Genomic DNA, 24,153 nt, shown 5'->3' on the forward strand with positions numbered 1-24,153 from the left:
TTTTCTTCTCGGTTTACTCTGGTAACTATGGGTTACGAGGTCGAGAAGTCCGACGAGCAGTGGCGTGCCGAGCTGAGCCCGGAGGAGTACAAGATCCTCCGGCACGCCGGCACGGAGCGGGCTTTCAGTGGTGAGTACACCGACACCGAGACGACCGGCACCTACGTCTGCAAGGCCTGCCGGGCCGAGCTGTTCGAGTCCGACGTCAAGTTCCACTCCGGGTGCGGCTGGCCGTCGTTCTACCAGCCGATCACCGACACCATCGAGTACATCGAGGACCACTCCCACGGCATGACCCGCACCGAGGTCCGCTGCGCGAACTGTGGCTCCCACCTCGGTCACGTCTTCCCCGACGGCTACGGCACGCCGACCGGCGACCGCTACTGCATCAACTCCCTCGCTCTGGTCCTGAACGAGAAGCAGGACTGACGCCTCTCCGCCAAAACGTTTAATATCTCCTCCGCGCACGCCCGTGCGCGGAGGAGAGAACGTGACCCACCACCACCTCGTCGGACGGCAGCGCCGCTCCATCGCCCTGATCGCGACCGCTGCCCTGACCGCCGCCCTGGTCCCCGTCGGCCTCGCCGTCGTGGCCGGCACCGCCAGCGCCACCCCCGCCAACGGCCCGGAGCGATCGGTGCAGGCGGCGGCCTCCAGCGCCGTCACCATCACCCGCGACCCGGACTCGGGCCGCGTCACGTTCGTCACCACTCGGGGCGACCTGGCCCCCGGCTCCTCGGCGGCGGCTGCCCGTTCGGCCACCTCGGCGAGCGCGAAGGCCACCGGCTGGCTCGACACCCACGCCGACCTCTTCGGCGTCACCGCCGACCAGCTCGTCGCCGGAGCCTCCACCTCCGACGCGGGCGGCCGCACGCTCTCCTTCTCCCAGTCGTACGACGGCGTGCCCGTCTTCGGGGCCGCCCTGAAGGTCAATCTCGACACGGGTGGGGACCTGCGCAGCGTCAACGGCTACGTGGTGCCCGACCTGACGCTGTCCACCACCCCGACCACGACGGCGGCCCGTGCCGAGGCCGCGGCGCTCGCCACGGTCAGGGCCGACCCGCCCACCGACGCCGCGGGCGAGCCCGCCGACGCGGCCACGCTGGCGGCGGCCACCGCCTCGGCCTCCCTGGTGATCTACGAGACCGGGTCGGTGCTGGGGCAGGCCGGGACGACGTACCTGGCCTGGCTGGTCTCGGTGACCTCGGGGCGGTCGCTGAGCGAGAACCTGATCCTCGACACGCACGCCTTCAAGCCGCTCAACCGCTGGAGCGGCACCCCGACAGCCCTGGACCGCGAGCTGCGCGAGACCAGCAACCCGGCCAGCAACACCACCGGTGACGGCACCACGGTGTGGTCCGAGGGCCAGGACACCTCATCGCTCAGCGCCAGCCGACAGAACCTGCTCGCCTCCGCCTCGGAGTCGTACTGGCTCTTCCGCAACGCCTTCGGGCGCGACTCCTACGACGGCGCCGGTGCCCGGATGATCAGCGTCGACGGACGCGGCACCGGCTGCCCGAACGCCTCCTGGATGGGCGACGTGATCTGGACCTGCCCCGGCGTCGACACCGACGACGTGATCGCGCACGAGTGGGGTCACGCCTACACCGAGTACACCTCCGGCCTGATCTACCAGTGGCAGGCAGGCGCCCTCAACGAGTCGTTCTCCGACGTCTGGGGCGAGACCGTCGACCAGATCAACGCGCGTGAGGACGACGGCGAGGACGACGCCGTCCGAGCCGACGGCACCTGCTCCCCTGCCAGTGCCGCAGGGGCGCGAGTCGCCGGCGTCGCCACCATCACCTCCCCCGCCGCGATCGCGAGCTCCTGCACCCAGGTCGTGATCGCGTCCACCGCAACCGGCATCACCGGTACCGCCCAGACGATCAGCGTGGTGGGCGGCCTGGACGCCGTGGATGCCTACGGTCCGACGAAGACCGACGGATGCTCGGCCTTGACCAATGCGTCTGCCGTCACCGGTCGCTGGGTCTACCTCGACCGAGGCACGTGCACGTTCGCCACCAAGATCACCCAGGCCCGCAACGCCGGCGCGATCGGGGTGGTCTTCGGCAACAACCTCGACACCACGCTCACCACGTTCACCACCGGCTCGACCTTCCCCGCCTTCAGCGTCTCGAAGGCCGACGGCACCAAGCTCAAGTCGGTAGCCACCAACGCCGTGATCACGATGTCGATCGCCACTGCCCCACTGACCGGCTCGACCCGGTGGCTGGTCGGCGAGCAGTCGACCGCGTTCGGCGGCGCGCTGCGCGACATGTGGAACCCCGACTGCCTCGGCGCCCCGTCGACCGTCACCGACGCGAACTACGTCTGCGACGACGGCGGCAACGACCAGGGCGGGGTGCACACGAACTCCTCGGTGCCCAACCACGCCTACGCCCTCTTCGTCGACGGTGGCACCGACAACGGCCAGGACGTCACGGGGGTCGGCCTCGACAAGGCCGCGGCCGTGTGGTGGCGTGCCAACACCTCCTACCTGACGCCGGTCGCCGACTTCGCGGACTTCGCCGACGCCCTGACCGAGGCCTGCACCACCCTGGTCGGACAGCCGCTCACCGCGCTCAGCACCAGCCCGAGCACCGCAGTGCCGCTCGGCAGCACGATCACCGCCGGCGACTGCGCCCAGCTGACGAAGGTGATCGCGGCCACCGAGCTGCGCACCGACCCGATCACGCGCTGCAACCTGACGCCGACGTTCAAGGCCGGCGAGCCGACGTACGACTGCGGCGAGGGGACCACCCCGACCACGCTGCTCGCCGCCGACTTCGAGCACGGCCTGGGCCAGTGGACGACCGAGCAGGTCGGCGCCACCCCGACCTCGACGGTCTCGCCGTGGACCGTCACCACCGCAGCGCAGGGCAACACCACGAAGGCGGCCTTCGTCGCCGACCCGGCCGGTGACTGCGCGACGAACCTGGCCGGGCGCTCCTCGCTGCTCAGCCCGACCGTGACGATCCCGGCCGACACGCTCACCCCGCAGCTGCGGTTCCGCCACGACGTCGCCCTCGAGCCGGGGTACGACGGCGCCAACGTGTCGATCAGCGTCAACGGGGGCGCCTTCACCGTGCTGCCGGCCGCGGCCTGGCTGTGGAACGGCCCGAACGCGACGATCACCGAGTGGCCGAGCGCCTGGGGCACCACCGAGAACCCGATGGTCGGCGAGCCGGCCTGGAACGGCCAGGTCCAGACCCTGAGCACCGGGTGGGGCACCAGCGTCGCCGACCTCGCCGCCGCGGGCGTCAGCCCGGGCGACACGGTCCAGGTCCGGTTCAACCTCGGCACCGACGCCTGCAGCGGCTATCAGGGCTGGTACGTCGATGACGTGTCGGTCATCGTCTGCGGGCCGATCCCGGCGCCGAGCCCGAGCCCGACGGCGACCGCGACCGCAACGGCGACGGCGACGGCGACCAGCAGCCCGACCAGCACCACCAGCCCGACGACCACCCCGACGACGAAGCCGACCACCAAGCCGTCGGCCGGCGCCCCCCAGGTGACGCAGAAGGCCACCCGGACCGCCCTGGCGCTCACCCCGAAGCGACCGAAGCAGAAGAAGCGGATCGTGCTCACCGCGACCGTCAGCCCGGCCAGCACCGGCACGGTGACGTTCTGGCTCGACGGCCGCAAGGTCGGCACCGCCTCGGTCCGGAGCGGGAAGGCGACCCTGCGGATCTCGGCCGCTGCCGCCAAGCGCCTGAAGAAGGGCAAGCACACCGCGAAGGCGACGTACTCCGGCAGCACCACGGCCCGCCCCAGTACGGGGACGGTCCGTTTCACCGCCCGCCGTTGACACACAACGAACCGCGGTACCCGACAGGCAGCCTGTGCCCGTCAGGTACCGCGGTCTCGGCGCTGACCTGGGTCAGTTGACCTTCCAGGCGTCGAGGTCGACCGGGTCCTTCTCCAGCTGGTGCGAGATCAGGAACTCGTTGGTGCCCTTCAGCAGGGCCAGGCCCTTCTCGGTGAAGGCCTCGCTGGGGTACAGGCTGACCGGCTGGGTCGCCTTGATCACGGCGGCGTCGGTGCCGGTCGCGGTCGCGGCGAAGGCGTAGTACTCGTCGGACTTGGCGGTCATGTCGGCGACCGCTGCGGCCCGGACCTTGTTCCAGGCGGCCGGGAGGTCGGGGTGGGCGGCCAACGCCTTCTCCGTGATCACCGTCAGGCTGCTGCCGAGCAGGTCGGGGTGCTGGGAGGCCTTGTCGATCACCGAGAAGCCCTGCTTCTCCAGGGCGGCGGTGAGCTGGCCGGCCGGAGCGGCGTAGGCGGCGATGCCGCCGGACTGGAGCGAGGCGAGCGCGTCGGTGGTGTAGACGTGGGTGACCTTGACCGAGTCCGACAGGCCGTTCTCCTCCAGCAGCGCGACCAGGTAGCGGTACATGTAGGAGCCCACCTGGGTGGCGACGGTCTTGCCCTTGAGGTCGGCCAGGGTGGTCGGGCCGCCCTTGGCGGCGAAGAGCCAGGCGTCGGTGCCGACCGAGCCCTGGTTGATCAGGCGGGTCGGGATGCCCGAGGCCTTGGCCGACAGCGCCGGGGTGTCGCCCAGGTTCGCCAGGTCGATCGAGCCACCCGCGATGGCCGCGGAGAGGTCGGGGCCGTTCTTGAACGGGACGAACTTCACCGCACTGATCCCGGCGTCCGTGAGGCCGGGCTCCAGGGTGCCGGTCTTCTCCGCCCAGCCCTCGGGGCCGGCCGGGGTCGCGGTGTTCGAGATGAACCCGACCCGCAGCGTCGAGCCGCCCTTGTCCCCCGCGGCACCGGAGTCGCTGGAGCCGCAGGCGCTCGCCCCGAGCAGGAGCGCGGCCAGGGCGGCGGCGACACCGACGGTGCGCAGTCGAGGGGTACGTCGGCGGGTGCCGGCTCCTGCGGTCGGGGCGGAGTCAGCGGGGGTGTGGGACATCGGGGTTTCCTTCGGGTGGGTGGGCAGGCAGCCGTACGGCGGCACCGGGGCGCGCCGGACGGCAGGACGGGTGCCACGGGGTGACACCGGGTGACACGGGGGCACAGGTGGTGGGACAGGAGCGGGACAGGGGTGCGGCAGGATCCGGCAGCGCCGGGAGCCGGGCGGCTACGCGGACGGCGCGCGCTGGGCGGCGTACGGCCTCACTGCACGGTGGCGCCGGGCAGGTGCTCGGCCATCAGCTCGGGCAGCCGGGCGTTGGTGTCGCGCAGGCTTCCCGGGCGACGGCCCTTGCCCCAGCCGATCCAGACCCGGTAGGCGCCCAGACGGCCGTCGGCGGCGAGGGTCTCCTCGTCGCGGTACTCCGAGCCGGCCGCGACCGGGAGCCGGTCGGGGGCGACGAAGAGGGCGTCGACGGGGCAGTACGCCTCGCACATGAAGCAGGACTGGCAGTCGCTCTGCCGGGCGATCACCGGCGGGCCGTCGGGGGCGGCGTCGAAGACGTTGGTCGGGCAGATCTCGACGCACTTGTTGCAGTCGATGCACCGGTCGGCGGACAGCAGCTCGATCATGAGACCAGCTCCTCGAGGTCGGTGTGGACGGCGTCGCTGAGCAGCGGCCGGTTCTCGTCGACGGCGACCCGGACGTGGTCCAGGCCCCAGGTCAGCAGCCGGTGCCCCTGGCGCGGATCGGTCCCCGGGTGGTCGTCGCGACGGTGCAGGCCGCGGGACTCGGGCCGGGCCAGGGCGGCGTGGTACATCCAGCGGGCGTGGGCCACCATCGCGGCGGCCTCCCGGGCACGCTGCGGGCTCTGGCGGGCGTCGAGGCCGGGCACGGCGACGTGCCAGAGGTCCTCGAGCCGGAGCAGCGAGTCGGCCAACCCAGCGGCGGTGCGGAACAGGTTGCGCTCCAGCGGCTCGACCTCGGCCTTGACCGCAGCGATCACCTCGCCCGGGTCGACGGTGCCCGCGCCGGTGCCGACGGTGGCGGTGCCCGCAACACCGGCAGCACCCGCAGCAGCACCGAGGCCACTCCGGCCCCGGGCGAACGCCGCCGCAGCGGCCCCGCTCCACGTCCCCGAGGAGATCGCCCAGGCACCGTTGTGGCTGCCGCCTCCGCTCATCGCGCCGGTGATCAGCTCCCGGGTGGCGGCGTCGCCGGCGGCGTACAGGCCCGGGACGGTCGTCTCGCAGCCCTCGCCGGTCAGCACCAGACCGCCGGTGCCGCGCACCGTGCCCTCCAGCACCATCCGGATCTCGAACAGGTCGGTGAACGGGTCGATCCGGGCCTTGTCGTAGGGCAGGAAGAAGTTCGGCTGCGCCCAGCGGACCTGCTCACGCAGGTGTTCGGGGACGAGGTCGAGGCGGGCAAAGACCCGCTCGGTGACCAGGGCGCGGTTGATCTGCGCCCGTCCGGCGAAGCCCGGCGCGACGTCGAACCGGGTGCCGTCCTCGCGGTAGTAGTGCGCGAACTGGTAGATCCGGCCCTTGGTCTGGGCGCCGAACACGGGCGCCATCCCGTAGGCGCTGGAGAACTCCATCCCGGAGAACGTCGCCCCTACCTCGGCGGCCATCAGGTGGCCGTCGCCGGTGTCGGGGTTGCAGCCGAGCGCCCCGGAGAGGAACGCGCAGCCCCCGGTCGCCACGATCACCGCTCCGGCCTCGACCCGCCACGGATCGTTCCCGCGCTGACGATGTACGCCGGCCGCGCCGCTGACCACGCCGTCGGCGTCGATCAACAGCTCCAGGGCGGGGCTCTGGTCCAGGATCGTGACCCCGGCGCGCTGCACCTGGAGTCGCATCAGCCGCATGTACTGGGGCCCCTGCAGCGAGGAGCGTCGTACGGTGCCGGCCGGGTCGGTCGGGAACGGGTAGCCCCAGGCGTCGAGCTGGCCGACCTGGCGCCAGGTGGTCTCCACCGTCCGCTCCATCCAGCGCCGGTCGGTGAGGTGCCCTCCGCCGACCTCCCGGGCACGGATGGACGCGTCCCGGGCCTCGCCCTCGGGGCCGACGTGCCAGACGTTGTTGCCGCCCGCCGCCGCAGCGCCGGAGGTGCCGACGTACCCCTTGTCGGCGAGCACGACGGAGGCACCGGCGCGGGCGGCGGCCACGGCCGCCCAGGTCCCGGCGGGCCCACCGCCGAGGACGAGGACGTCGGTGCGGAGCGTGGTCATGCGTGGACCCCCAGACGGGACAGGAGACGGGCGCGCAGATCGGCGTAGCCCAGGTCTTCGATGGAGCGGGTGGGGACGTCGACGTCGTCGACGTCCAGGTCGGTGACGATCGCGCCGGCGTCCATCACGAGGATCCGGTCGGCCAGCCGGATCGCCTCGTCGACGTCATGGGTGACCAGCAGGACGGCGGGGTGGTGGCGCTGCCACAGGTCGCGGACGAGGTCCTGGGCGGTCAGCCGGGTGAGGGCGTCGAGGGCGCCGAACGGCTCGTCGAGCAGCAGCAGCTCGGGCTTGCGGACCAGGGCGCGGGCCAGGGAGGCACGCTGCGCCTCACCGCCGCTGAGGGTCAACGGCCAGGCGTTGGCGCGGTGCCCGAGCCGGACCTCGGCCAGGGCCGCCTCGGCCTCGGCACGGGTGGCCGAGGTGCCCAGGGTGACGTTGCGCCAGACCCGCTTCCAGGGCAGCAGTCGCGGTGCCTGGAAGGCGACGGCCCGGTGGCGTGCCACCTGGACGTCCCCCTCGATCTCGGGGTCGAGACCGGCCAGGATCCGCAGCAGGGTGGACTTGCCGCAGCCGCTGGCGCCGAGCAGGGCGACGAACTGGCCCGAGGCGATGGTGAGGTCGAGACCGTCGATGACGCGGGTCGGACCGAAGCTCTTGGACAGGCCGCGTACGTCGACCGCGATCGGGCCGCTCATCAGCGCACCCCGGCCGGACGCCAGCGCAGCAGCACTCGCTCCAGGCCCCGCACGACCTGGTCGGTCAGCAGGCCGAGCAGGGCGTAGACGACGAGGCAGACGATGATCGTGTTGGTGTGCAGCAGCTGCTGCGAGGTGGTCATCAGGTAGCCCAGTCCGTTCACCGCACTGATCTGCTCGGCGAAGATGAGGGCCAGCCAGCTGACGCCGAGCCCGACCCGGAGGCCGACCAGGGCCTGGGGCAGGGCGCCGGGCACGATCACGTGCACGATCTGCTGGATCCGGCCCAGGCCCAGGCTGCGTCCGGCCTCGATCAGGGTCGGGTCGACGTGCCGGATGCCGGCGGTGAAGTTGATGTAGATCGGGAAGACCACGCCCAGCGCGATCAGGGCGACCTTGGGGGTCTCCCCCACGCCGAGCCAGACGATCAGCAGCGGCACCAGGCCGACGAACGGCACGGTCCGCAGCATCTGCATCGGTGCGTCGATCAGGTCCTCGCCGATCCGGGAGAGGCTGGCCAGCAGCGCCAGGGCGGTGCCGATCACGAGGCCGAAGGCGAGACCGGCCAGGACCCGCTGCAGGCTGACCCCGATCGCGGAGAACAGCGAGCCGTCGCGGAGCAGGTCGAGTGCCTCGGAGGCGACCGCGTGCGGGGAGCCCATCACCAGCGGCGAGAGCGTCCCGGTCGCGCTGGCGATCTGCCAGGCGGCGAGCAGGACGACGACACCGCTGAGCCGGGTGATCGCGCGCGGAACGGCCCAGCGCCGACGTCGGGCGCCTCCGAGCCGTTCGAGGTGGCTGCGGGCCGCGTCGGAGGGTCCCTCCCAGGCGGCGGAGCGGGCCGACAGGACTGTGCTGGTCATGGCGACCATCATGGCAGTATCTCGACTTAGTTACTGGACTTTATCAATCAGTGAGACAACTGCCTGCGGAGTGAGACGCCGATCACGGGAGCCGAAGCGGGGCGGGAAGCCTGGAGCCGGAAGCCGTCGACCCGCACAACGACGCTGACCCCGGAAGGAGCGACGCCACACGGCGCCGCTCCCCCCAGGGTCAGGTATCAGCGTGGACCCAGGTGAGTGAGGACCCAGGTCAGTGGGTGACCTTGAACCCCACGTTCCGCGTGCGGTGGTGGCCGCTCGCGTCGACGTACATCACGGTGTAGCGGTGCTGGCGCCCCGCCTTGAGGTGCTCGGTGGCGACCTTGATCACCGCGGTGCCGTCGGCGCCGGCCGTGACGTGCCCGACCACCGCCCCGTGCGCGTGCCGGACCACGACCCGCGAGGACGGGTGCGCTCCGACCACCGTGACGGCCGCGCGGCGCCCGACCCGGACCGAGCGCGGGGCGCTGACCGAGCTGGCCGCCGCGGTGGCAGCCGCCGAGGGCACCACCGCAGCCGCAGCCGCCGACCCCGAGCCCGAGGCCGAGGCCGACGGGGAGGCCGTCGCACTCACCACCGGGTTCTGGTGCGGCATCGTCTGCACCGCTCCGGGCCGCACCGGCATCGGCAGCGAGGAGGCGTTCAGCTGGGCCTGGTAGTTCGCCTGCCGGGTGGTGGCGGTCTTGAACTCGGTGTCGGCCGGGGCCGCCTGCGAGACCGGCTGGAACGCCCCGGCGAGGTCGTCGAACGTCTCCCGGCGCCACGCGGTGATGTCGGAGAACGTCACCGGACCGTGGCCCGACAGGCCGCCGGCCGCGGTGATCGCCTCGATCAGCTGGAGCGGCGAGGTGTGATCGGCGACCTGGGAGTAGACGTGGCCGCCCACCGTCCACGGCGAGACGATGATGCACGGCACCCGGAACCCGGCACCGGCCGGCAGGCCACCACCGGGCGTCCCCCGGGGCGAGGGCATGTCGACGTACTCCTCGGCATGCAGCGTCGGGTCGGGGACCGGCGGCGGCACGTGGTCGAAGAAGCCGTCGTTCTCGTCGTAGTTGATGATGAAGACGGTCGAGGCCCACAGGTCGGGGTTGGCGGCCAGGGCCTCGAGCTTCGAGGCCAGGAAGTACGCGCCGGCGGCGGGCGTGTTCGGCGGGTGCTCGTCGGAGGCGTAGGGCCCGTCGGGGAAGAGCCAGGTGACGTCGGCCAGGGTGCCGTTGGCGCAGTCCTCCTCGAAGCCGAGGTAGCCGACCTTCGCCTTGGTCGGGTTCGCGGGGTCACCCGCTCCCCCGACGGTGCCGTTGCCGAAGAGCGTCCCGGTGGTCATCACCCGGTTGTAGAGCGCGGTGGAGACCAGGTTCTCCTTGAACTTCTTCCACCACTTGAAGTAGTTGTACGACCCCGCGCTGGAGTAGGCCTTGACCGTGTAGCCGGCCGCGTCGAGCACCTCCGGCGCCGAGGTCCAGGTCAGGGTGTTGGGCGCGACCGTCTCCAGGATCGGACCACCGCGCTCCCCGGTCGGGTCGTTGGTGCCCGACATCCAGATCGCCCGGTTGGGGTACGTCGGCCCCATCACCGAGCAGTGGTAGTTGTCCATCAGGGTGAACTTCTCGGCCAGCGCCCAGTGGAACGGGATGTCGGCCTGGGTCATGTAGCCCATCGTGTAGCTGCCCTTGGCCGCGCCGTCGGAGGCGAGGTGGGTGGTCATCCAGCCGTCCATCTTGCCCTGGTTCCACGAGGCGTGCTGGTCGCGCCAGTCGTGCGAGAGCGACGGGATCGCCGCCGCCCCCGTGGTCGCGGTGTCCATGTGGAACGGCATCAGGTAGCCGTTCGGGTTGGCCGGGTCGGGCTGCTGGAAGACGGAGTTGCCGTTGGCCAGCGTCATCGCGTGCGGGTCGTCGAACCCGCGCACGCCGGGGAAGGTGCCGAAGTAGTGGTCGAAGGAGCGGTTCTCCTGCATCACCATCACGACGTGCTTGATCTGGGCCAGGTCGAACGTCGCGGTCTCGGCGGCCGCGGCGGCGCTGAGCCGCTCCGGGAGGATCCCGGACATGCCCGCCATCCCGGCGACGGCGGCGGCCCCCATGATCACCGTACGGCGGTTGGCCTGCGGGTTGAGAGGGTTGGTCTGCTCACTCATGAGTGCTGTCTCTTCTTCGTTCGTGATCGGGACGTGGGAGGAGGTCATCGGACCGGCCGGGTGCGGCCCGAACCGACGGTGACGGTGGTGTAGCCCGCGTAGGAGCCGGTGACGGTGACGGTGATCCGCCGGTGCTTGACCTTCCGTCCGACCTTGTAGGCGGCCTTGGTGGCACCGGCGATCCGCTTGCCGTTGGCGTACCACTGGATCCGCAGGTGGGTGCCGCCCAGGGCGACCGTGCCGGCGCGCCAGGTGCCGACGGTGACCCGCAGGGTGCGACCCACGCTTGCCTTGCCACTGATCCGGGGCTTGGCGGTGGTCAGCGCGCCCGCCGCGACGGCGTGCCCCGCGGACTGGACCGAGGCGGTGGTGAACCCCGGGTAGGAGCCGCTCACCCGGACCGCGAGGCCGGCACGCAGGTCGGTCGCGGTGAGGGTGTACGTCGCCCGGGTGGCGCCCGGGATCGCGACGCCGTTACGCAGCCACTGGTAGGTGAAGCTGGTCACCGTGGCCGCGTCGGCCTTCCAGGTGCCGGGCTTGGCGGTGAGCACCGAGCCGACCGTGTACCGACCGCTGATGCTCGGCGTGGCGGTGGTCAGGGTGGTGTTCACCACCGGCGGGACCGGGATGCTGACCGCGGCCGAGGTGACGCTGGTCGAGGCGTAGTCGACGTTGAGCGCGGTCACCGCGACGGCGATCACGTGGCCGCCGTCGGCACTGCTGGTGGTGTACGTCGACCCGGTTGCCCCCGCGATGGCGACGCCGTCACGCAGCCACTGGTAGGTGTAGCCCTCCGGAGCCGGGGTCCAGGTGCCGTTCTGGGCCGTCAGGGTCGAGCCGACCGCCAGGGTGCCGGTCACGCTCGGGGCGCCGGTGGAGACGATCGGGCCGTTGGTCAGCGCCGCGCAGGCGGTGAACGCCGTGCCCGAACCCGTGATGGCGACCTGGGCGGCCGGCTCGATCGGGCCCGACGCGGTGCCGGACTGGGCGGCATTGGCGACCTGGGCGACCGCGTTGTTCTTCGTGTCGGCGATGTAGACGACGTTGGTGGAGCGGTCGACGGCCACCGCGATCGGGGTGTTGAGGTGGGTGTTCCAGGGGTACTGCCCACCGGTCAGGGGCAGGTTCTCCTTGCCCGAGACCGCCGAGGAGTTCGCCAGCGTGCTGATCGTGCCGTCGGGGCTGACCTGGCGGACCGCGTGGTTGAAGGTGTCGGCGATGAACAGGTTGCCGGCGCCGTCGAGGGCGATGCCCTGCGGGTCGTTGAGCTGGGCCGAGGTGGCCGGGCCGCCGTCGCCGGCGAACCCGCCGAGGCAGCCGTGGGCGGCCTGGTCGGCGGCGTAGTCACCGGCGACGGTGGTGATCACACCGGTGCCCGCGTCGACCCGACGCACGACGTTGTTGGAGGAGTCGGCGACGTACACGTTGTCGCGGGCGTCGACGGCGATTCCGGCCGGGAAGGAGAGCCGGGCGGCGGTGGCGGCCTTGCCGTCACCGGTGTAGCCCGCCTTGCCGGTGCCCGCGACCAGGGTGATCACGCCTGCCGGGGTGACCTTGAGGATGCGGTTGTCGTAGGTGTCGGCGATGAAGACGTTGCCGGCCGCGTCCACGGCGACACCGGTGGGGTGCCACAGGTTGACGCTGGTGGCGGTGCTGGTCGCGGTGACCGCGGCGGCGTCGCCACCAGACAGGCCGGTGCCGGCGAAGCGGCGGATGACACCGTCGGTGCCGACCACGCGGATCACGTTGTCGCCGGAGTCGGCGATGTAGAGGTTGCCCTGCGCGTCGGAGGCGGTGCCGCCGGGCTGGTAGAGCTGGGCGTCGGTCGCCTTGCCGCCGTCACCGAGGTCGCCGTACCCGGTCAGCGAGCCGGCCACCGTGGCGGTGACGCCGGCGGTGATCGAGGCGAGCACGTTGTCACCGGTGTTGGAGATGTAGACGGTGCCACCGGCTGCGGAGATGCCGCCGGGGCGGTAGAGGCCGCCGGCGGGCGGCAGCGGGAGGCCGGTGGTCTCGTCGATCACCGGGTCGCCGCCCGTGGAGGAGTCGTAGGCGACCGCGGAGAGCAGCGGCCCGGTGGAGTCGATCAGGCCGATGCCGTCGTTGTAGGCGTAGCCGCGCGGAGCCAGCAGGCTGACCCAGTTCGAGCCGCCCACGCTGAAGCCCAGGTCGGCTGCGGAGATCGTCAGCTTCGCTCCGGCGGCCAGGGTGGTGCCGGCGGGAACGGTGTAGTCCTGCCCGGCCTTGTTCTCCAGGGCGTAGCCCGACAGGTCGAGGGTCCCGGTGGCGGTGCTGGTCACGGTGGCGCCCGCGCTGGTCGCGGTGATGCTCAGCGCCCGGCTGAAGCCGAGCTGCTCCAGGTCGACCGTGCCGGGGTTGTTGACCGCCTTGGCCAGGGAGTGGCCGACGGTGTCGCCACCGGCGTAGATCGAGTTGTACCAGACCGCTGCCTCGGCGTTGGTCCGGTCGGCCGGGACGGCGTAGTGCTCGGCGTAGTTGCCGTTGGTGGCGGTGCAGACCGCCTTGCCGTTGAACGTGTTGGCCGCACACGGGGTGTCCACCCAGGCGCGGGTGATCGGGTCGGTGCCGTGGAAGACCGAGATGTCGTAGCTCCGGTCGCCACCGGAGTTGGCCATCGAGCTGAAGCCCATCACCAGGATCACCGGGGTGGCGGCGTCCAGGCCGTAGTTGCTGCGGAACTGGGCGGTGGTCTTGACCCCGAAGTACTGGTTCTCCACCCACCAGAAGACCTGGGTGCCGTGCGCCGGGATGACCGGGTCGACCACCGGCGAGGCGGCACTGGTGTCCGACGGGTCGTGGAACGTCATCGTCACCCCGCTCTTGGACATCGTCAGGCCGTAGGCCGAGAAGTCGATCGGGTGGTCGGTGGTGTTCGTGACCTCGCTGTACTCGTAGTAGTCGGTGGAGTTGTTGTCGTAGTTGACCTCGCTGACCAGCAGGTCGTTCGGCTTGATGGTCGGCGGACCGGCGTTGGTCGCCCCCTTCGTCGGGTACGCCGACACCTCGAAGTCACCCGTGGCGTCCGGGTAGCGCGCCCAGGTGGTGGGCACCGAGTCCCAGCTGGTCTCGTCGATGGAGGAGTCGTCGGCGGCGACCAGCTCGACGCTGCCCTTCGCGCCGAGGTCGAGGCCGGCGCGGTGCAGGTCGGCCCCGTCGATCACGACGCGGGCTCCGGCGGCGATGTCCTGGGTCGGCACCGTGTAGGAGTCCCCGGCGGAGTCGGTCAGGCTGACCGAGGCGGCGCTGATCGCGGCACCGGTGTTGACCAGCTCGACCCAGTCCTGGGCCGGGGTGGCGCTGGCCTTGACCTCGTTGATCCGCAGGGTCGACGTCGTACCGCTGCCGGAGGTGGCCGAGGCGCGTCGCACCACCACGGTGGCGTCGACGGAGGCGGACTGGGCCTCGCTGCCGGCGCCGGAGTCGGTCACGGTGACGTGGGCGGTGTAGCTGCCGGTGGCGACGCCCGTCGCGCCGCTGACCACGCCGGTGGCGGCGTCGATGGTGAGGCCGTCGGGCAGTCCGGTGGCGGCGTACCGATAGGGCTTGGTGCCACCGTGCGGGTGGACCTGGATCGGGGTCAGGGCGGCGTTGCGGCGCACCGACGTGGCAGCGATCGGGTCGACGCTCAGGGTGCTGCTGACCGTCAGGGTGAAGGAGGTGGTCACCGACTCGGCACCGGTCGGCGAGGAGTCGGTGACGGTGACGGTGACCGGGTACGCGCCGAGGCCGACGGTGGCGGGCGGCGTACCGCTGATGGCGCCGGTGGCGGGGTCGATCGTGACTCCGGCGGGCAGGCCGGTCGCGGAGTAGCCGAGCGCCCCGGTGCCGCGGGAGCCGACCACGGTCAGCGGCGTCATCGCCTCGTCGCGGCTGATGGTGGTGTCGGCCACGGCGGCGACCGCGACGTGGTCGCTGATCTGGGAGTGGACGGTGTACGCCGAGGGCGTGGTGGCGGTGAAGTCGGTGGCGTTGGTGTTGGTGTCGACCGGCACCCCGTCGGTGAAGGTGCGCGCGAGCACGCAGCCGTTGGAGGTGCCACCGCTGGCGCCGGTGATCGTCGCCGAGCCGTTGGTCTCAGCGGCGTTGGGCTGGGTGACGGTCGGCGAGACGTAGTTCGTCCAGCCGACCGCGTCCACGACGCCGGCCGCCGTCGCCGCCGTGCTCGACAGGTCACCGGTGAGGGTGGCGGCACCGCCGGTGGTGGAGTTGAGCAGCAGCAGCTGGCCGCCGGTGGTGCACCCGCCCATGTCGCTGCCGACCTGGTTGCCGTTGGCCGTCGACTTCTTGGCGACGTCGATGTCGGGGGTGAGACCGTCGGGGTAGGTGTAGGTGACCCCGGTGGTGTTCTTGCTGGGGTACCAGACCAGGAAGTAGTGGTGCGCCTTGACCGTGCCGTAGAGGCCGACCGTGGTGGTGCACTTCTGCGGGGAGGTCGTCACACCGCGGTAGCACTGGTAGTAGTTCGACGTCACCGTCGAGCCGTTCTTGGTGCCCAGCACGATGTCGGCGTCGGTCGGGTTGTAGAGCTCGACCCAGTCGTTGGTCCACTGGGCGGTGTCGCCGTTGGCACCGTAGACGGCGGCGATCACCAGGTGGCCCGGTGAGGCCGCCGCTGCCTGGGCGGGCTCCCCCGTCACCAGTGCGGCTGTCGTGGCCGCGAGGCCTGTCGATAGGACTGCGGCCACCACGCGGCGCCAACTCTTCACGAATCTCACGAACCGTGACCTTCTCGGTCCTGGCCGAACGCTGCGGTCCCAGAAGGTGAACGGCGGGGGCCCCGGACATGATAGTTAGGTACTCGATGCATCTCGTGTCACAGTGACGCCCGTGGCCACCCTCCAGGACCTCGAGCACCTCCTCATCGTGATCGCCGAGGAGGTCCCGGCGACCTCGCTGTCGGCCCTGCCCTCGCCGGTGACGAGCTGCCGCAACTACCACCTCACCCCCGAGGGCGAGGAGCGCGCCGAACGGCTCTGGCCGGCCTTCGCGGTCGCACTGCGCGAGGCCGACGTGACCGTCCAGCTGCGGGCCTCGATGCCCGACACCCTCGGCGATGTGACGGTGGTCGAGGCCGATCAGGCCGGGGTCGAGGCCGTGCTGGCCCGGCTCGACGACCTGCCGCCGGCCACCCTGGTCGCGATCGCCCTGGGCGGCGGCGACGCCGACCCGGTCGAGGAGAGCTGGGGCAACGCCCTGGGCGCACCGGGCACCCTGCTGCTGCACACCCCGTGGACCACGCGGGACTGGACCAGCGACGAGGTCTGCGACCACACCTCCCTGATCCAGCTCTGCGAGCGCTGGGTGGCCGAGCGCGGCGGCGAGGCACGGCTGTGGGTCTCGGAGTGGCGCCGGCGGGTCTGCGGGGACCTGGTCGGCGCCGTCGTACTGGAGGAGGACGGTGCCGCGGCGGACGGTGCGGGCGGGGGCGAGCGGCCGCTGCCCTACTCCCCCGACGCCGACCTCACCGTCGACGACGGAGTGGTCACGCTCCGGCTCAGCAACACCGGAGCGAGCAAGGCCGTGCACGTCCGGGTGGCCGACGCCGACGGCGTCCGCGGCGTCACCGTCACCCCGTCCTCACCGATCCGCCCCCGCACCGTGAGCGTCCCGGTCACCCTCACCGACGGCGGGTACGACGTCACCGTGACCGCCCCGGGAGGGTTCCGGCGCCGCTTCGCGAGCGTGGCTCAGTAGCGGAACGTCCCGACCAGGCCGTCGAGGGTCGTCGCCATCGCGGCCAGCTCCGAGGCGGCCGACGAGGTGCCCTGGGCACCGCGCTGGGTCTCGGCGGCGGCCCCGGCGACCTTGGTGATGTCGGCGGCGATGCCGTTGGCCCCGGTCGCGGCCTCGGTCACCGAGCGGGCGATCTCGTTGGTGGTGGCGGTCTGCTCCTCCACCGCGCTGGCGATGGTGCCGTTGATGTCGTTGATCCGCCCGATCACGCTGGTGATCTGGGTGATCGCCTCGACGGCGTTGGTGGTGTCGCCCTGGATCGCGTCGATCCGGCGGCCGATCTCCTCGGTCGCCTTGGCGGTCTCCGCCGCCAGCTCCTTGACCTCGTTGGCGACCACCGCGAACCCCTTGCCGGCGTCCCCGGCACGCGCGGCCTCGATGGTGGCGTTCAGGGCCAGCAGGTTGGTCTGCTGCGCGATCGAGGTGATCAGCTTGATCACCTGGGAGATCTCGGCCGAGGAGGCGTCCAGGGAGGTGACCGCTCCCCTGACCTGCTCGGCGACCTGGACCGCGTTGGCCGCGACGCTGGAGGCGTCGGCGGCGTTGCGTGCGATCTCGCGGATCGAGGACGACATCTCCTCCGCGGCGGTCGCGACGGTGGCGATGTTCGCCGAGACCTGCTCGGCGGCGGCCGAGACGTTGCCGGCCAGGTCGGAGGCCTGCGAGCTGGAGCTGGTCATGTCGTCGCTGACCCCGGCCAGCAGGTCGGAGGCCGACGACATCGAGGTCGAGGTCTGACCGATCTGGGCGATGCTGGTGCGCAGGGCACCGGCCAGGCGGCGCAGCGCCTCGGCGACCTGGCCGAGGCTGTCCTCGCCGTCGACGTCGAGACGACCGGTGAGGTCACCGGCGGCCAGCGCCTGGGCGTAGGTCAGCATCACCGCGACCCGGCGGGCGTCCTCCTCGGCCTTGGCGGCGACGGCACCGGCACGGAGCCGCTCCTCCTCGGCGGCAGCCTGCTCGCGACGACGCTCGGCGTCGGCGGAGGCCTGCTGGGCGTCGCGCTGCTCGCGCTCGATCTGGGCCTCACGGGCCACCCGGTCGGCCTCGGCGGCGGCCTTCTCCTCCGCGGCCCGGGTCTCTAGGGCGGCCTTCTCGATCGCGGCCCGCTGCTCGGCGGCCGCGGCGGCCTCACGCTCGGCCTGGGCGGCGGCCTGGGCGTGGTCGGCCTCGTTGAGGGAGTCGATCACCTGGTCGATGGAGTCGGCGATCGAGCCGATCTCGTCGGCGTTGCGGTGCTCGACCCGGCGGCTGCGGTCACCGGCCGCGATCGAGCGCAGCACCGCCACGACGCGGCCCAACGGCCGGGTGATGGAGCGGACCATGACGTACGCAGCCACGATGAAGATCAGGGCACCGGTCAGCGCCACCAGGGCCAGGCTGAGGCGCAGATTGCTCAGGCTCGTGTCGCTGACGCTGAAGACCCGCTCGGTCTCGACGTTGGCACCCTTGACCAGGTCGTCGAAGCCCTTCTCGATCGCGGTGTAGCGGTCGAAGGCCTTGATGATCGCGATCTTGGAGGCACCGCGCTCGTCGCCGTCACGCATCGCGCCGATCGCCTTGAGCTGGATCTTGGCGTGGTAGTCGACGATCTCGGCCCGCAGCGCCGTCAGCCGGTCGAGGGTGTCGGTCGCGGCGGCGTTGCCGCTCAGCATCGCGATCGCCTCGTCCAGGGAGTTCAGGCTGGCGCGGTAGTAGTTGGTCACCGAGTCGACGGTGGACTGGGTGATGCCCGGCGAGAGCGACTCGATCGGGGCGGCGTTGAGCGCCGACTCCATCATGTCGTCGCTGGTGATCCAGGCGGCGTGAGCGGCGTTGACCGCGGCGACCGAGCGGGTGGTGCCCGCACTGGTCTTGTTGTCGGCGATCAGGGGTCCGACCCGCAGCACGCCGATCACGGTCATGATGATGAAGACCAGGACGGCGATGGCGACCATCGCCCACAGCCGCTGCTTGATCGTGATCCGGTGCAGGAGGGACGGTCGGCCACCCTGGTCCGGCTCGCCACCGGCGTACGGCGAGCTCTCGGCAGGGCGGGCGATACGGCGACCGGCGAATCGGGGGGTGACCCGCTCGCCCTCGCGCTCGAAGGCCGCAATGGCCATGGGTCCTCCAACGTGCTGATCCAGAAATACAACCAGCAGAACATCGTCAGCAGAACGCCGTTTCCGAGTGATTCCGGCGTGCGTCTCGCACGCTGAGCCACCACGACCGGCCCGCAAGCGGGCCGGTCGTGGTCAGGAAAGAGGGTCGATCAGGGCAGGACCGTGACCAGGTCGGTGATCGCGATCCGGCGGCCGGTGTAGAACGGCACCTCTTCGCGGACGTGGCGACGCGTCTCCGAGGCGCGCAGGTGACGCATCAGGTCGACGATGCGGCCCAGGTCGTCGGCCTCGAAGGCGAGGATCCACTCGTAGTCGCCGAGGGCGAAGGACTGCACCGTGTTCGCCCGTACGTCGGGGTAGTCGCGGCCCATCTGACCGTGCTCGGCCAGGAGGCGACGGCGCTCGGTCTCCTCCAGCAGGTACCACTCGTAGGAGCGGACGAAGGGGTAGACCGCGACGTAGCCGTGGGCGCGCTCGTCGGCGAGGAAGGCCGGCAGGTGCGAGCGGTTGAACTCCGCAGGGCGGTGCAGCGCCATCTGCGACCAGACCGGGGCGAGCCGGGAGCCGAACGCGGTGCGGCGCAGCGCGTGGTAGGCCTCCTGCAGCTCGTCGGAGGTGGTGGCGTGCCACCAGATCATCAGGTCGGCGTCGGCACGCAGGCCGGCGACGTCGTAGATGCCACGCAGCACGACGTCCTTGCCGGCGAGCTCGGTGAAGAACTCCTCCAGCTCGGCCGCCTCGGCGTCGCGGGTGGCCGCGTCGGCACCGATCGGGCGCTCGACCTTGAACACCGACCACATCGTGTACCGCTGCGCGTCGTTCAGCTCGTTGATCCGGGCCGCGTTCGACTTGATGTGGGCCTGCGGGTCGTTGCTGGTCTCACTCATAGAACCAGTATCCAGCCCGCCCCGAAGGCGGCGCACGCGGGTCCCTCGGTCGCGCGCCGTCGGGTGACGTGCTGGTCGACCGGGCGCCGGGCCGGGCCTCAGGCCGCTTTCCCCAGCAGGTGACCCAGGTCCGCTACCCCAGGTCGGCGAGCACCCGCGCAGCAGCAGCGGTGGCCGAGGCGATCACCGCGGGGATCCCGACGCCCTGGTACGCCGCCCCGCACAGCACCACGCCGGGCACGGCCGCGACGGCGGCCTGCTGGGCGCGCATCGCGTCGAGGTGCCCCACGGCGTACTGCGGCAGGCCCTGCACCCAGCGCTGGACGTGGGTGTCGACCGGGGCCACCCGCAGGCCGGTGGCCTCGGCGAGGTCGCCCAGCGAGGCCGCGATCAGCTCGGTGTCGGTGCGGTCCAGGGCGTGCAGCTCGCGGTGGCGGCCGATGCTGGTGCGCAGGTGCACCACCCCGGCGGCGGCACCGGCCTCACGGACCCAGTCCCACTTGGCGAAGCTGAACGTGGAGGCCTTGATCCGGCGGCCCTCGATGGGCGGCACCAGGAAGCCCGAGAGGCTGCCGTCGAGCGGGGCGCCGGGCAGGTCCTCGATCCGGAACGCGTGGGTGATCACGGCGACCGAAGCGTGGTCGACGTGGCGCAGCTCCAGGGCCTCGCCCCCGGTGAGCGCGCCGATCAGCTCGGGTGCCGACCAGGCCGGCACCGCCACCACGACGGCGTCGGCGAGGAGTCGGTCGGTCGGGGTCGCGACCCACCAGCGGCCGGCCTCGCCCGCTGCGGCCGGGCCGGCGGCCACCACGGGCTGCCGGGTGCGGACGTCGAGGGCGGCGGCCAGGGCGGCCGGCAGCGTGCCCATCCCTCCGGCGATCCCGGCGAAGACGGGTCCGCCGGTGCCGCGCGGGATCGCGGACAGCTGCGGGGTGAGCGCGCCCCGGCTGAGCATCGCCGCCAGCTGCGGTACGGCGGCACGGACCGAGATCTCCCGCGCGCGACCGGCGTACACGCCACCGAGCAGGGGGTCGACGAGCTTGTCGACCACCTCGGCGCCGAACCGCTCCTCGAGCAGCACCCCGACGGCGACATCGCGGTCGCCGTCGTCGTCACTGTCACTGTCGCTGCCGGTGGTGAGCGGCAGGTCGGCCTCGGCGCGGACCCGTTCCAGGGCGGCGTCGGTGAGGATGCCGCTGGCCTCCAGGGCGCTCAGGTCGGTCGGGGCACCCATCACCGAGGGCGGCATCGGGCGGAGCGCGTCGCGGGTCCAGATCCGGGACGTGGCGGTGGTCGGGTGGACCAGCGGCAGGCCGAGCGCCTCGATCAGGTCGACGGCCTCGGGACGTCGGGCCAGGGCGGCCTCGGCGCCGACGTCGACCCTGACCCCGGCGACCTCGGCCAGGCGGAGCTTGCCTCCGATGTGGTCCGAGCCCTCCAGGACCACGACCTCAGCACCTGCACGCGACAGCTCACGGGCGGCCACCAGGCCTGCCACACCGGCTCCGATGACGACGACCTTCACCCCGCCAGTCTCCCACCCGGCGTCGGCCTCCCTCAGGGGCGGCGCTCCAGAGTGCCGAACGCGCTGCGATGGAAGACCAGGGGGCAGCCCTCCTCGGGGTGCTCGACGGCATGGATCTGGAGCAGCACGATGATGTGGTCACCGGCCTCGACCTCACGGTAGATCGTGGTGTCGAAGTGCGCGACGCCGTCCTCGATCACCACCGCACCGTCGTCGGACACGCTGACCGACAGGCCGGCGAAGCGGGTCTCCGGGACCCCGGCGAGCTGACGGGCGACGTCGCCGTGGTGGGCGGCGAGCACGGTCACGCCCAGGTGCGAGGCCCGCCGCAGCTGCGGCCAGGTCTTGGACGAGGCCGCTACCGAGAAGGAGACCAGCGGCGGGTCGAGGCTCTCGGAGCGGAACGAGGACGCCGCGAGCCCGACGGGCTCACCGTCGACGACCGCAGCGACGGCGACGACGCCGGAGGGGAAGATACCGAACGCCTTCCGCAGCCGCGCGGGCTCGAGATCCTGGTTGGTCGCAAACGTGCTCATCTCGTCCTCTCAGAGCTGACCGTGTCGGGGCGGCAGCAGCCCCTCGACCGCCCAGCGACCCAGGTGCTGCAACTTCCATGCTGCCGGATCGTGCAAGGTGTGGACCCGCGCGTTCCGCCAGTGCCTGTCAAGACTCTCACCTGTCAGGGCCGAACGGGTGCCGGCGACCTCGAAGAGTCCGGACGCGACCGCGACCGAGACCTCGGTGGTCGAGGCCCGGGCGGCGGCCACGGCAAGGGTGGCGGCCGAGGCCGTCTCCTCGGTCAGATCGGCGTTGGCGGCGTCCACGGCGGCTCCCGCCACGCTCAGCAGCGCCTCCGCGGAGCGGACCCGGAGCTCCATCTCGCCGAAGAGTCGGACGATCACCGGGTCCTGAGCGGCCCGCTCGACGCCGTACACGGCGACCGCGTCGGGGTAGGGACGGGACTTCGAAGTGACGAATCTCGCAGCTTCGTCGAGGGCTGCCCGGGCGATGCCGGCGTCGATCGCCGAGTGCATCAGCTGCGCGTAGGAGCCGTACGTCGTGGGGCCGGTGAAGGTGTCGGAGTAGTTCGTGATCCACTCGTCGCGCACCTCGACCTCGGTGAACCGCACCGTGCCCGAGGCGGTGGTGCGCTGCCCGACGGCGTCCCAGTCGTCGATGATCTCGACGCCGGGAGCGTTACGGTCGACCCAGGCGACGTGCATCGGGCCGTCGATGCCGAGGTGGGTCAGGACGGGGATGCGGTCGGCGAAGATCGCGCCGGTGCAGTAGAACTTCGTGCCGTTGAGGTGCCAGTGGTCACCGACCTCGACCAGGGTGGTGCGGTAGTCGCGGACGTGCTTGGTGCCGACCTCGGACTGGGCGTTGCCGAAGAAGGTCCCGGCCAGCACCTCGCCGAAGAGCAGCGCCTGCTGAGCACGGCTGCCCTGCAGCCGGAGCTGGTTGAGGTAGACGAAGTGGCTGTGCGGGATCTGGCCGATGTTCGGGTCGGCGACGCTGATCCGGCGGATCACCTCGGCCACCACCGAGAACGGCAGGTCCGCTCCCCCGAAAGCCGCCGGGACGGTGATCGCCAGCAGGCCCGAGGCCGCCAGCTGCGTGATCTGGTCGTGCGGCAGGATCCGCTCGCGGTCGCGCAGGGCGGCCCCGACAGCGAAGTCGGCGGCGAGGCGGGACGCCTCGGCCAGCGCCTCGTCGGCGCTCAGCACCGGAACCTGCACCCGTGTCACATCAAGCTCGGTCATCGTGACTCCCCGTTCCAAAACTCTAGTGTCTAGATAGACTTTATCAGGAAGGTGTCGGGGCGGCGACACCCGCCCGCACCGACGACCCGAACGGCACCGACGCGGCCTGGACCGGCACCGGCGCCAGCGGGCTGACCCAGCGGCCACGCCGGGCCAGCTCGGGCAGGACGCCCTCGCCGAACCAGTAGGACTCCTCCAGGTGCGGGTACCCCGACAGCACGAACTCCTCGATCCCGACCGCGGCGTACTCCTCGATCAGGTCCGCGATCTCGGCGTACGAGCCGACCATCGCCGTGCCCGCACCGCCGCGGACCAGGCCGACTCCCGCCCACAGCCCGGGGTGGATCTCCAGGTCGTCGCGCGAGCCGTGGTGCAGGTCGAGCATCCGACGCTGCCCCTCGGACCCGCTGCGGCGCAGCCCCTCCTGCATCCGCGCGATCTCGGCGTCACTGATCCCGTCGAGCATCCGGGCGGCCTCGTTCCACGCCGCCGCCGAGGTGTCGCGGGCGATGGTGTGCAGCCGGACCCCGAAGCGCAGCTCGCGGCCGTAGCGTGCCGCCGCCTCACGCGCCCGATCGATCTTGGCCGCGACCGCCGCCGGCGGCTCGCCCCAGGTCAGATAGACGTCGGCATGCTTGGCCGCGACCTCGATGCCGGCCGCCGAGGAGCCACCGAAGTAGACCTGCGGGATCTCGTGGGGCAGGTGCTGCAGCGAGGAGTCCTCGACCGAGAGGTAGGTGCCGGCGAAGTCGACGGTCTCGCCCCGCCACAGTGCTCTGACGATGGTGAGGAACTCGTCGCAGCGGGCGTAGCGCTCGTCCTTGCCCAGGAAGTCGCCGTACATCCGCTGGTCATGGTCCTCGCCCCCGGTGACCACGTTGAGCATCAGCCGACCGCCGGTCAGATTGGCGTACGACGTCGCCATCTGCGCCGCGACATAGGGAGCGACAGCGTCGGGCCGGAAGGCGACCAGGAACTTGAGCCGCTCCGAGACCTGGGTCAACATCGCCGAGGTCACCCAGGCGTCCTCGCACCACGGCCCGGTCGGGATGAGCGCCCCCTCGAAGCCGAGCTGCTCGGCCGAGCGGGCGATCTGCCCGAGGTAGGGCACCGTCGCCGGCCGGCCACCCGACGCCATCGCGACGCCGTGACCGCCGCCGAGGACGTGGCGCCCGTCGCCGCCGTTGGTCGGGATGAACCAGTGGAAGGTCAGCGCGTTCTCGGTCATGGTCGGCTCCTTCGCCAGGCGGACTGCTCGGTGTCGACGGGAGGACCCATCCACGTAATGTCCACTAGTTTTATGCACTAAAGC

16 protein-coding genes are annotated in these 24,153 nt (G+C 71.7%); 3 read left to right on the forward strand and 13 right to left on the reverse strand.

The genetic code is table 11. The features are described 5' to 3' along the window. Nucleotides 1-27: 27 nt before the first annotated feature. Together msrB and Q1V88_RS10765 are read left to right on the forward strand one after the other, a co-directional pair. A complete protein-coding gene (msrB, locus tag Q1V88_RS10760) occupies nt 28-429 on the forward strand; it encodes a peptide-methionine (R)-S-oxide reductase MsrB (RefSeq protein ID WP_300681188.1) in 402 nt (133 codons plus the stop codon). Between the two features lie 61 nt (nt 430-490). Further along, complete coding sequence (locus Q1V88_RS10765; protein ID WP_300681189.1) at nt 491-3,808, forward strand: M4 family metallopeptidase; 3,318 nt, start codon at nt 491-493, stop codon at nt 3,806-3,808. Between the two features lie 72 nt (nt 3,809-3,880). On the opposite strand, the gene Q1V88_RS10770 is transcribed toward Q1V88_RS10765, so the two are convergent. The 7 genes from Q1V88_RS10770 to Q1V88_RS10800 all read right to left on the reverse strand — a co-directional run bounded on the left by Q1V88_RS10770 (nt 3,881) and on the right by Q1V88_RS10800 (nt 15,465). Next, complete coding sequence (locus Q1V88_RS10770; protein WP_300681190.1) at nt 3,881-4,915, reverse strand: ABC transporter substrate-binding protein; 1,035 nt, start codon at nt 4,913-4,915, stop codon at nt 3,881-3,883. Between the two features lie 203 nt (nt 4,916-5,118). After that, nucleotides 5,119-5,487 carry a ferredoxin family protein gene (locus Q1V88_RS10775; RefSeq protein ID WP_300681191.1) on the reverse strand — a complete coding sequence of 123 codons (369 nt, stop codon included), beginning with the start codon at nt 5,485-5,487 and terminating at the stop codon, nt 5,119-5,121. Beyond that, nucleotides 5,484-7,088 carry an FAD-binding protein gene (locus Q1V88_RS10780; protein ID WP_300681192.1) on the reverse strand — a complete coding sequence of 535 codons (1,605 nt, stop codon included), beginning with the start codon at nt 7,086-7,088 and terminating at the stop codon, nt 5,484-5,486. The genes Q1V88_RS10775 and Q1V88_RS10780 overlap by 4 nt, the downstream gene beginning before the upstream one ends. Continuing rightward, the gene (locus Q1V88_RS10785; RefSeq protein ID WP_300681193.1) at nt 7,085-7,786 is read right to left on the reverse strand and encodes an ABC transporter ATP-binding protein; all 702 of its coding nucleotides are present in this window, start codon (nt 7,784-7,786) and stop codon (nt 7,085-7,087) included. The genes Q1V88_RS10780 and Q1V88_RS10785 overlap by 4 nt, the downstream gene beginning before the upstream one ends. Then, nucleotides 7,786-8,649: an ABC transporter permease gene (locus tag Q1V88_RS10790; protein WP_300681194.1), complete on the reverse strand. Its 864-nt coding sequence runs from the start codon at nt 8,647-8,649 to the stop codon at nt 7,786-7,788. Before Q1V88_RS10790 ends, Q1V88_RS10785 begins: the two co-directional genes overlap by 1 nt. Before the next feature lie 229 nt (nt 8,650-8,878). Beyond that, complete coding sequence (locus Q1V88_RS10795; protein WP_300681195.1) at nt 8,879-10,807, reverse strand: alkaline phosphatase family protein; 1,929 nt, start codon at nt 10,805-10,807, stop codon at nt 8,879-8,881. Nucleotides 10,808-10,851: 44 nt separating this feature from the next. Continuing rightward, complete coding sequence (locus Q1V88_RS10800; protein WP_300681196.1) at nt 10,852-15,465, reverse strand: putative Ig domain-containing protein; 4,614 nt, start codon at nt 15,463-15,465, stop codon at nt 10,852-10,854. A 190-nt stretch (nt 15,466-15,655) separates the two neighbouring features. On the opposite strand from Q1V88_RS10800, the gene Q1V88_RS10805 reads away from it, so the two are divergent. After that, on the forward strand, nt 15,656-16,522 hold the full coding sequence (locus Q1V88_RS10805) for a phospholipase domain-containing protein (protein WP_300681197.1): 867 nt from the start codon (nt 15,656-15,658) through the stop codon (nt 16,520-16,522). On the opposite strand, the gene Q1V88_RS10810 is transcribed toward Q1V88_RS10805, so the two are convergent. The 6 genes from Q1V88_RS10810 to Q1V88_RS10835 form a co-directional block, all read right to left on the reverse strand. Beyond that, nucleotides 16,516-18,666, reverse strand: a complete 2,151-nt coding sequence (locus Q1V88_RS10810; protein WP_300681198.1) for a methyl-accepting chemotaxis protein — start codon at nt 18,664-18,666, stop codon at nt 16,516-16,518. The two genes, Q1V88_RS10805 and Q1V88_RS10810, sit on opposite strands and share 7 nt — an antisense overlap. Before the next feature lie 149 nt (nt 18,667-18,815). After that, nucleotides 18,816-19,553, reverse strand: a complete 738-nt coding sequence (gene hemQ / locus Q1V88_RS10815; RefSeq protein ID WP_300681199.1) for a hydrogen peroxide-dependent heme synthase — start codon at nt 19,551-19,553, stop codon at nt 18,816-18,818. 133 nt (nt 19,554-19,686) lie between these two features. Then, nucleotides 19,687-21,078, reverse strand: a complete 1,392-nt coding sequence (gene hemG / locus Q1V88_RS10820; RefSeq protein WP_300681200.1) for a protoporphyrinogen oxidase — start codon at nt 21,076-21,078, stop codon at nt 19,687-19,689. 32 nt (nt 21,079-21,110) lie between these two features. Continuing rightward, nucleotides 21,111-21,614: a flavin reductase family protein gene (locus tag Q1V88_RS10825; protein ID WP_300681201.1), complete on the reverse strand. Its 504-nt coding sequence runs from the start codon at nt 21,612-21,614 to the stop codon at nt 21,111-21,113. A gap of 9 nt (nt 21,615-21,623) precedes the next feature. Continuing rightward, nucleotides 21,624-22,841 carry an SfnB family sulfur acquisition oxidoreductase gene (locus tag Q1V88_RS10830; protein ID WP_300681202.1) on the reverse strand — a complete coding sequence of 406 codons (1,218 nt, stop codon included), beginning with the start codon at nt 22,839-22,841 and terminating at the stop codon, nt 21,624-21,626. 43 nt (nt 22,842-22,884) lie between these two features. Next, on the reverse strand, nt 22,885-24,069 hold the full coding sequence (locus tag Q1V88_RS10835; protein ID WP_300681203.1) for an LLM class flavin-dependent oxidoreductase: 1,185 nt from the start codon (nt 24,067-24,069) through the stop codon (nt 22,885-22,887). Between the last annotated feature and the right edge of the window lie 84 nt (nt 24,070-24,153).

Origin of the sequence: Nocardioides sp., from assembly GCF_030150155.1 — a bacterium.
In the GTDB taxonomy this organism is placed as follows: Bacteria; Actinomycetota; Actinomycetes; order Propionibacteriales; family Nocardioidaceae; genus Nocardioides.

Excerpts from the sequence above, each read along its gene's own strand:
- Q1V88_RS10810 (WP_300681198.1), bottom strand. The coding sequence starts at position 18,666 with ATGGCCATTGCGGCCTTCGAGCGCGAGGGCGAGCGGGTCACCCCCCGA.
- Q1V88_RS10780 (WP_300681192.1), bottom strand. The coding sequence starts at position 7,088 with ATGACCACGCTCCGCACCGACGTCCTCGTCCTCGGCGGTGGGCCCGCC.
- Q1V88_RS10775 (WP_300681191.1), bottom strand. The coding sequence starts at position 5,487 with ATGATCGAGCTGCTGTCCGCCGACCGGTGCATCGACTGCAACAAGTGC.
- Q1V88_RS10825 (WP_300681201.1), bottom strand. The coding sequence starts at position 21,614 with ATGAGCACGTTTGCGACCAACCAGGATCTCGAGCCCGCGCGGCTGCGG.
- msrB (WP_300681188.1), top strand. The coding sequence starts at position 28 with ATGGGTTACGAGGTCGAGAAGTCCGACGAGCAGTGGCGTGCCGAGCTG.
- Q1V88_RS10790 (WP_300681194.1), bottom strand. The coding sequence starts at position 8,649 with ATGACCAGCACAGTCCTGTCGGCCCGCTCCGCCGCCTGGGAGGGACCC.
- Q1V88_RS10835 (WP_300681203.1), bottom strand. The coding sequence starts at position 24,069 with ATGACCGAGAACGCGCTGACCTTCCACTGGTTCATCCCGACCAACGGC.
- Q1V88_RS10795 (WP_300681195.1), bottom strand. The coding sequence starts at position 10,807 with ATGAGTGAGCAGACCAACCCTCTCAACCCGCAGGCCAACCGCCGTACG.
- Q1V88_RS10770 (WP_300681190.1), bottom strand. The coding sequence starts at position 4,915 with ATGTCCCACACCCCCGCTGACTCCGCCCCGACCGCAGGAGCCGGCACC.
- Q1V88_RS10830 (WP_300681202.1), bottom strand. The coding sequence starts at position 22,841 with ATGACCGAGCTTGATGTGACACGGGTGCAGGTTCCGGTGCTGAGCGCC.
- hemQ (WP_300681199.1), bottom strand. The coding sequence starts at position 19,553 with ATGAGTGAGACCAGCAACGACCCGCAGGCCCACATCAAGTCGAACGCG.
- Q1V88_RS10785 (WP_300681193.1), bottom strand. The coding sequence starts at position 7,786 with ATGAGCGGCCCGATCGCGGTCGACGTACGCGGCCTGTCCAAGAGCTTC.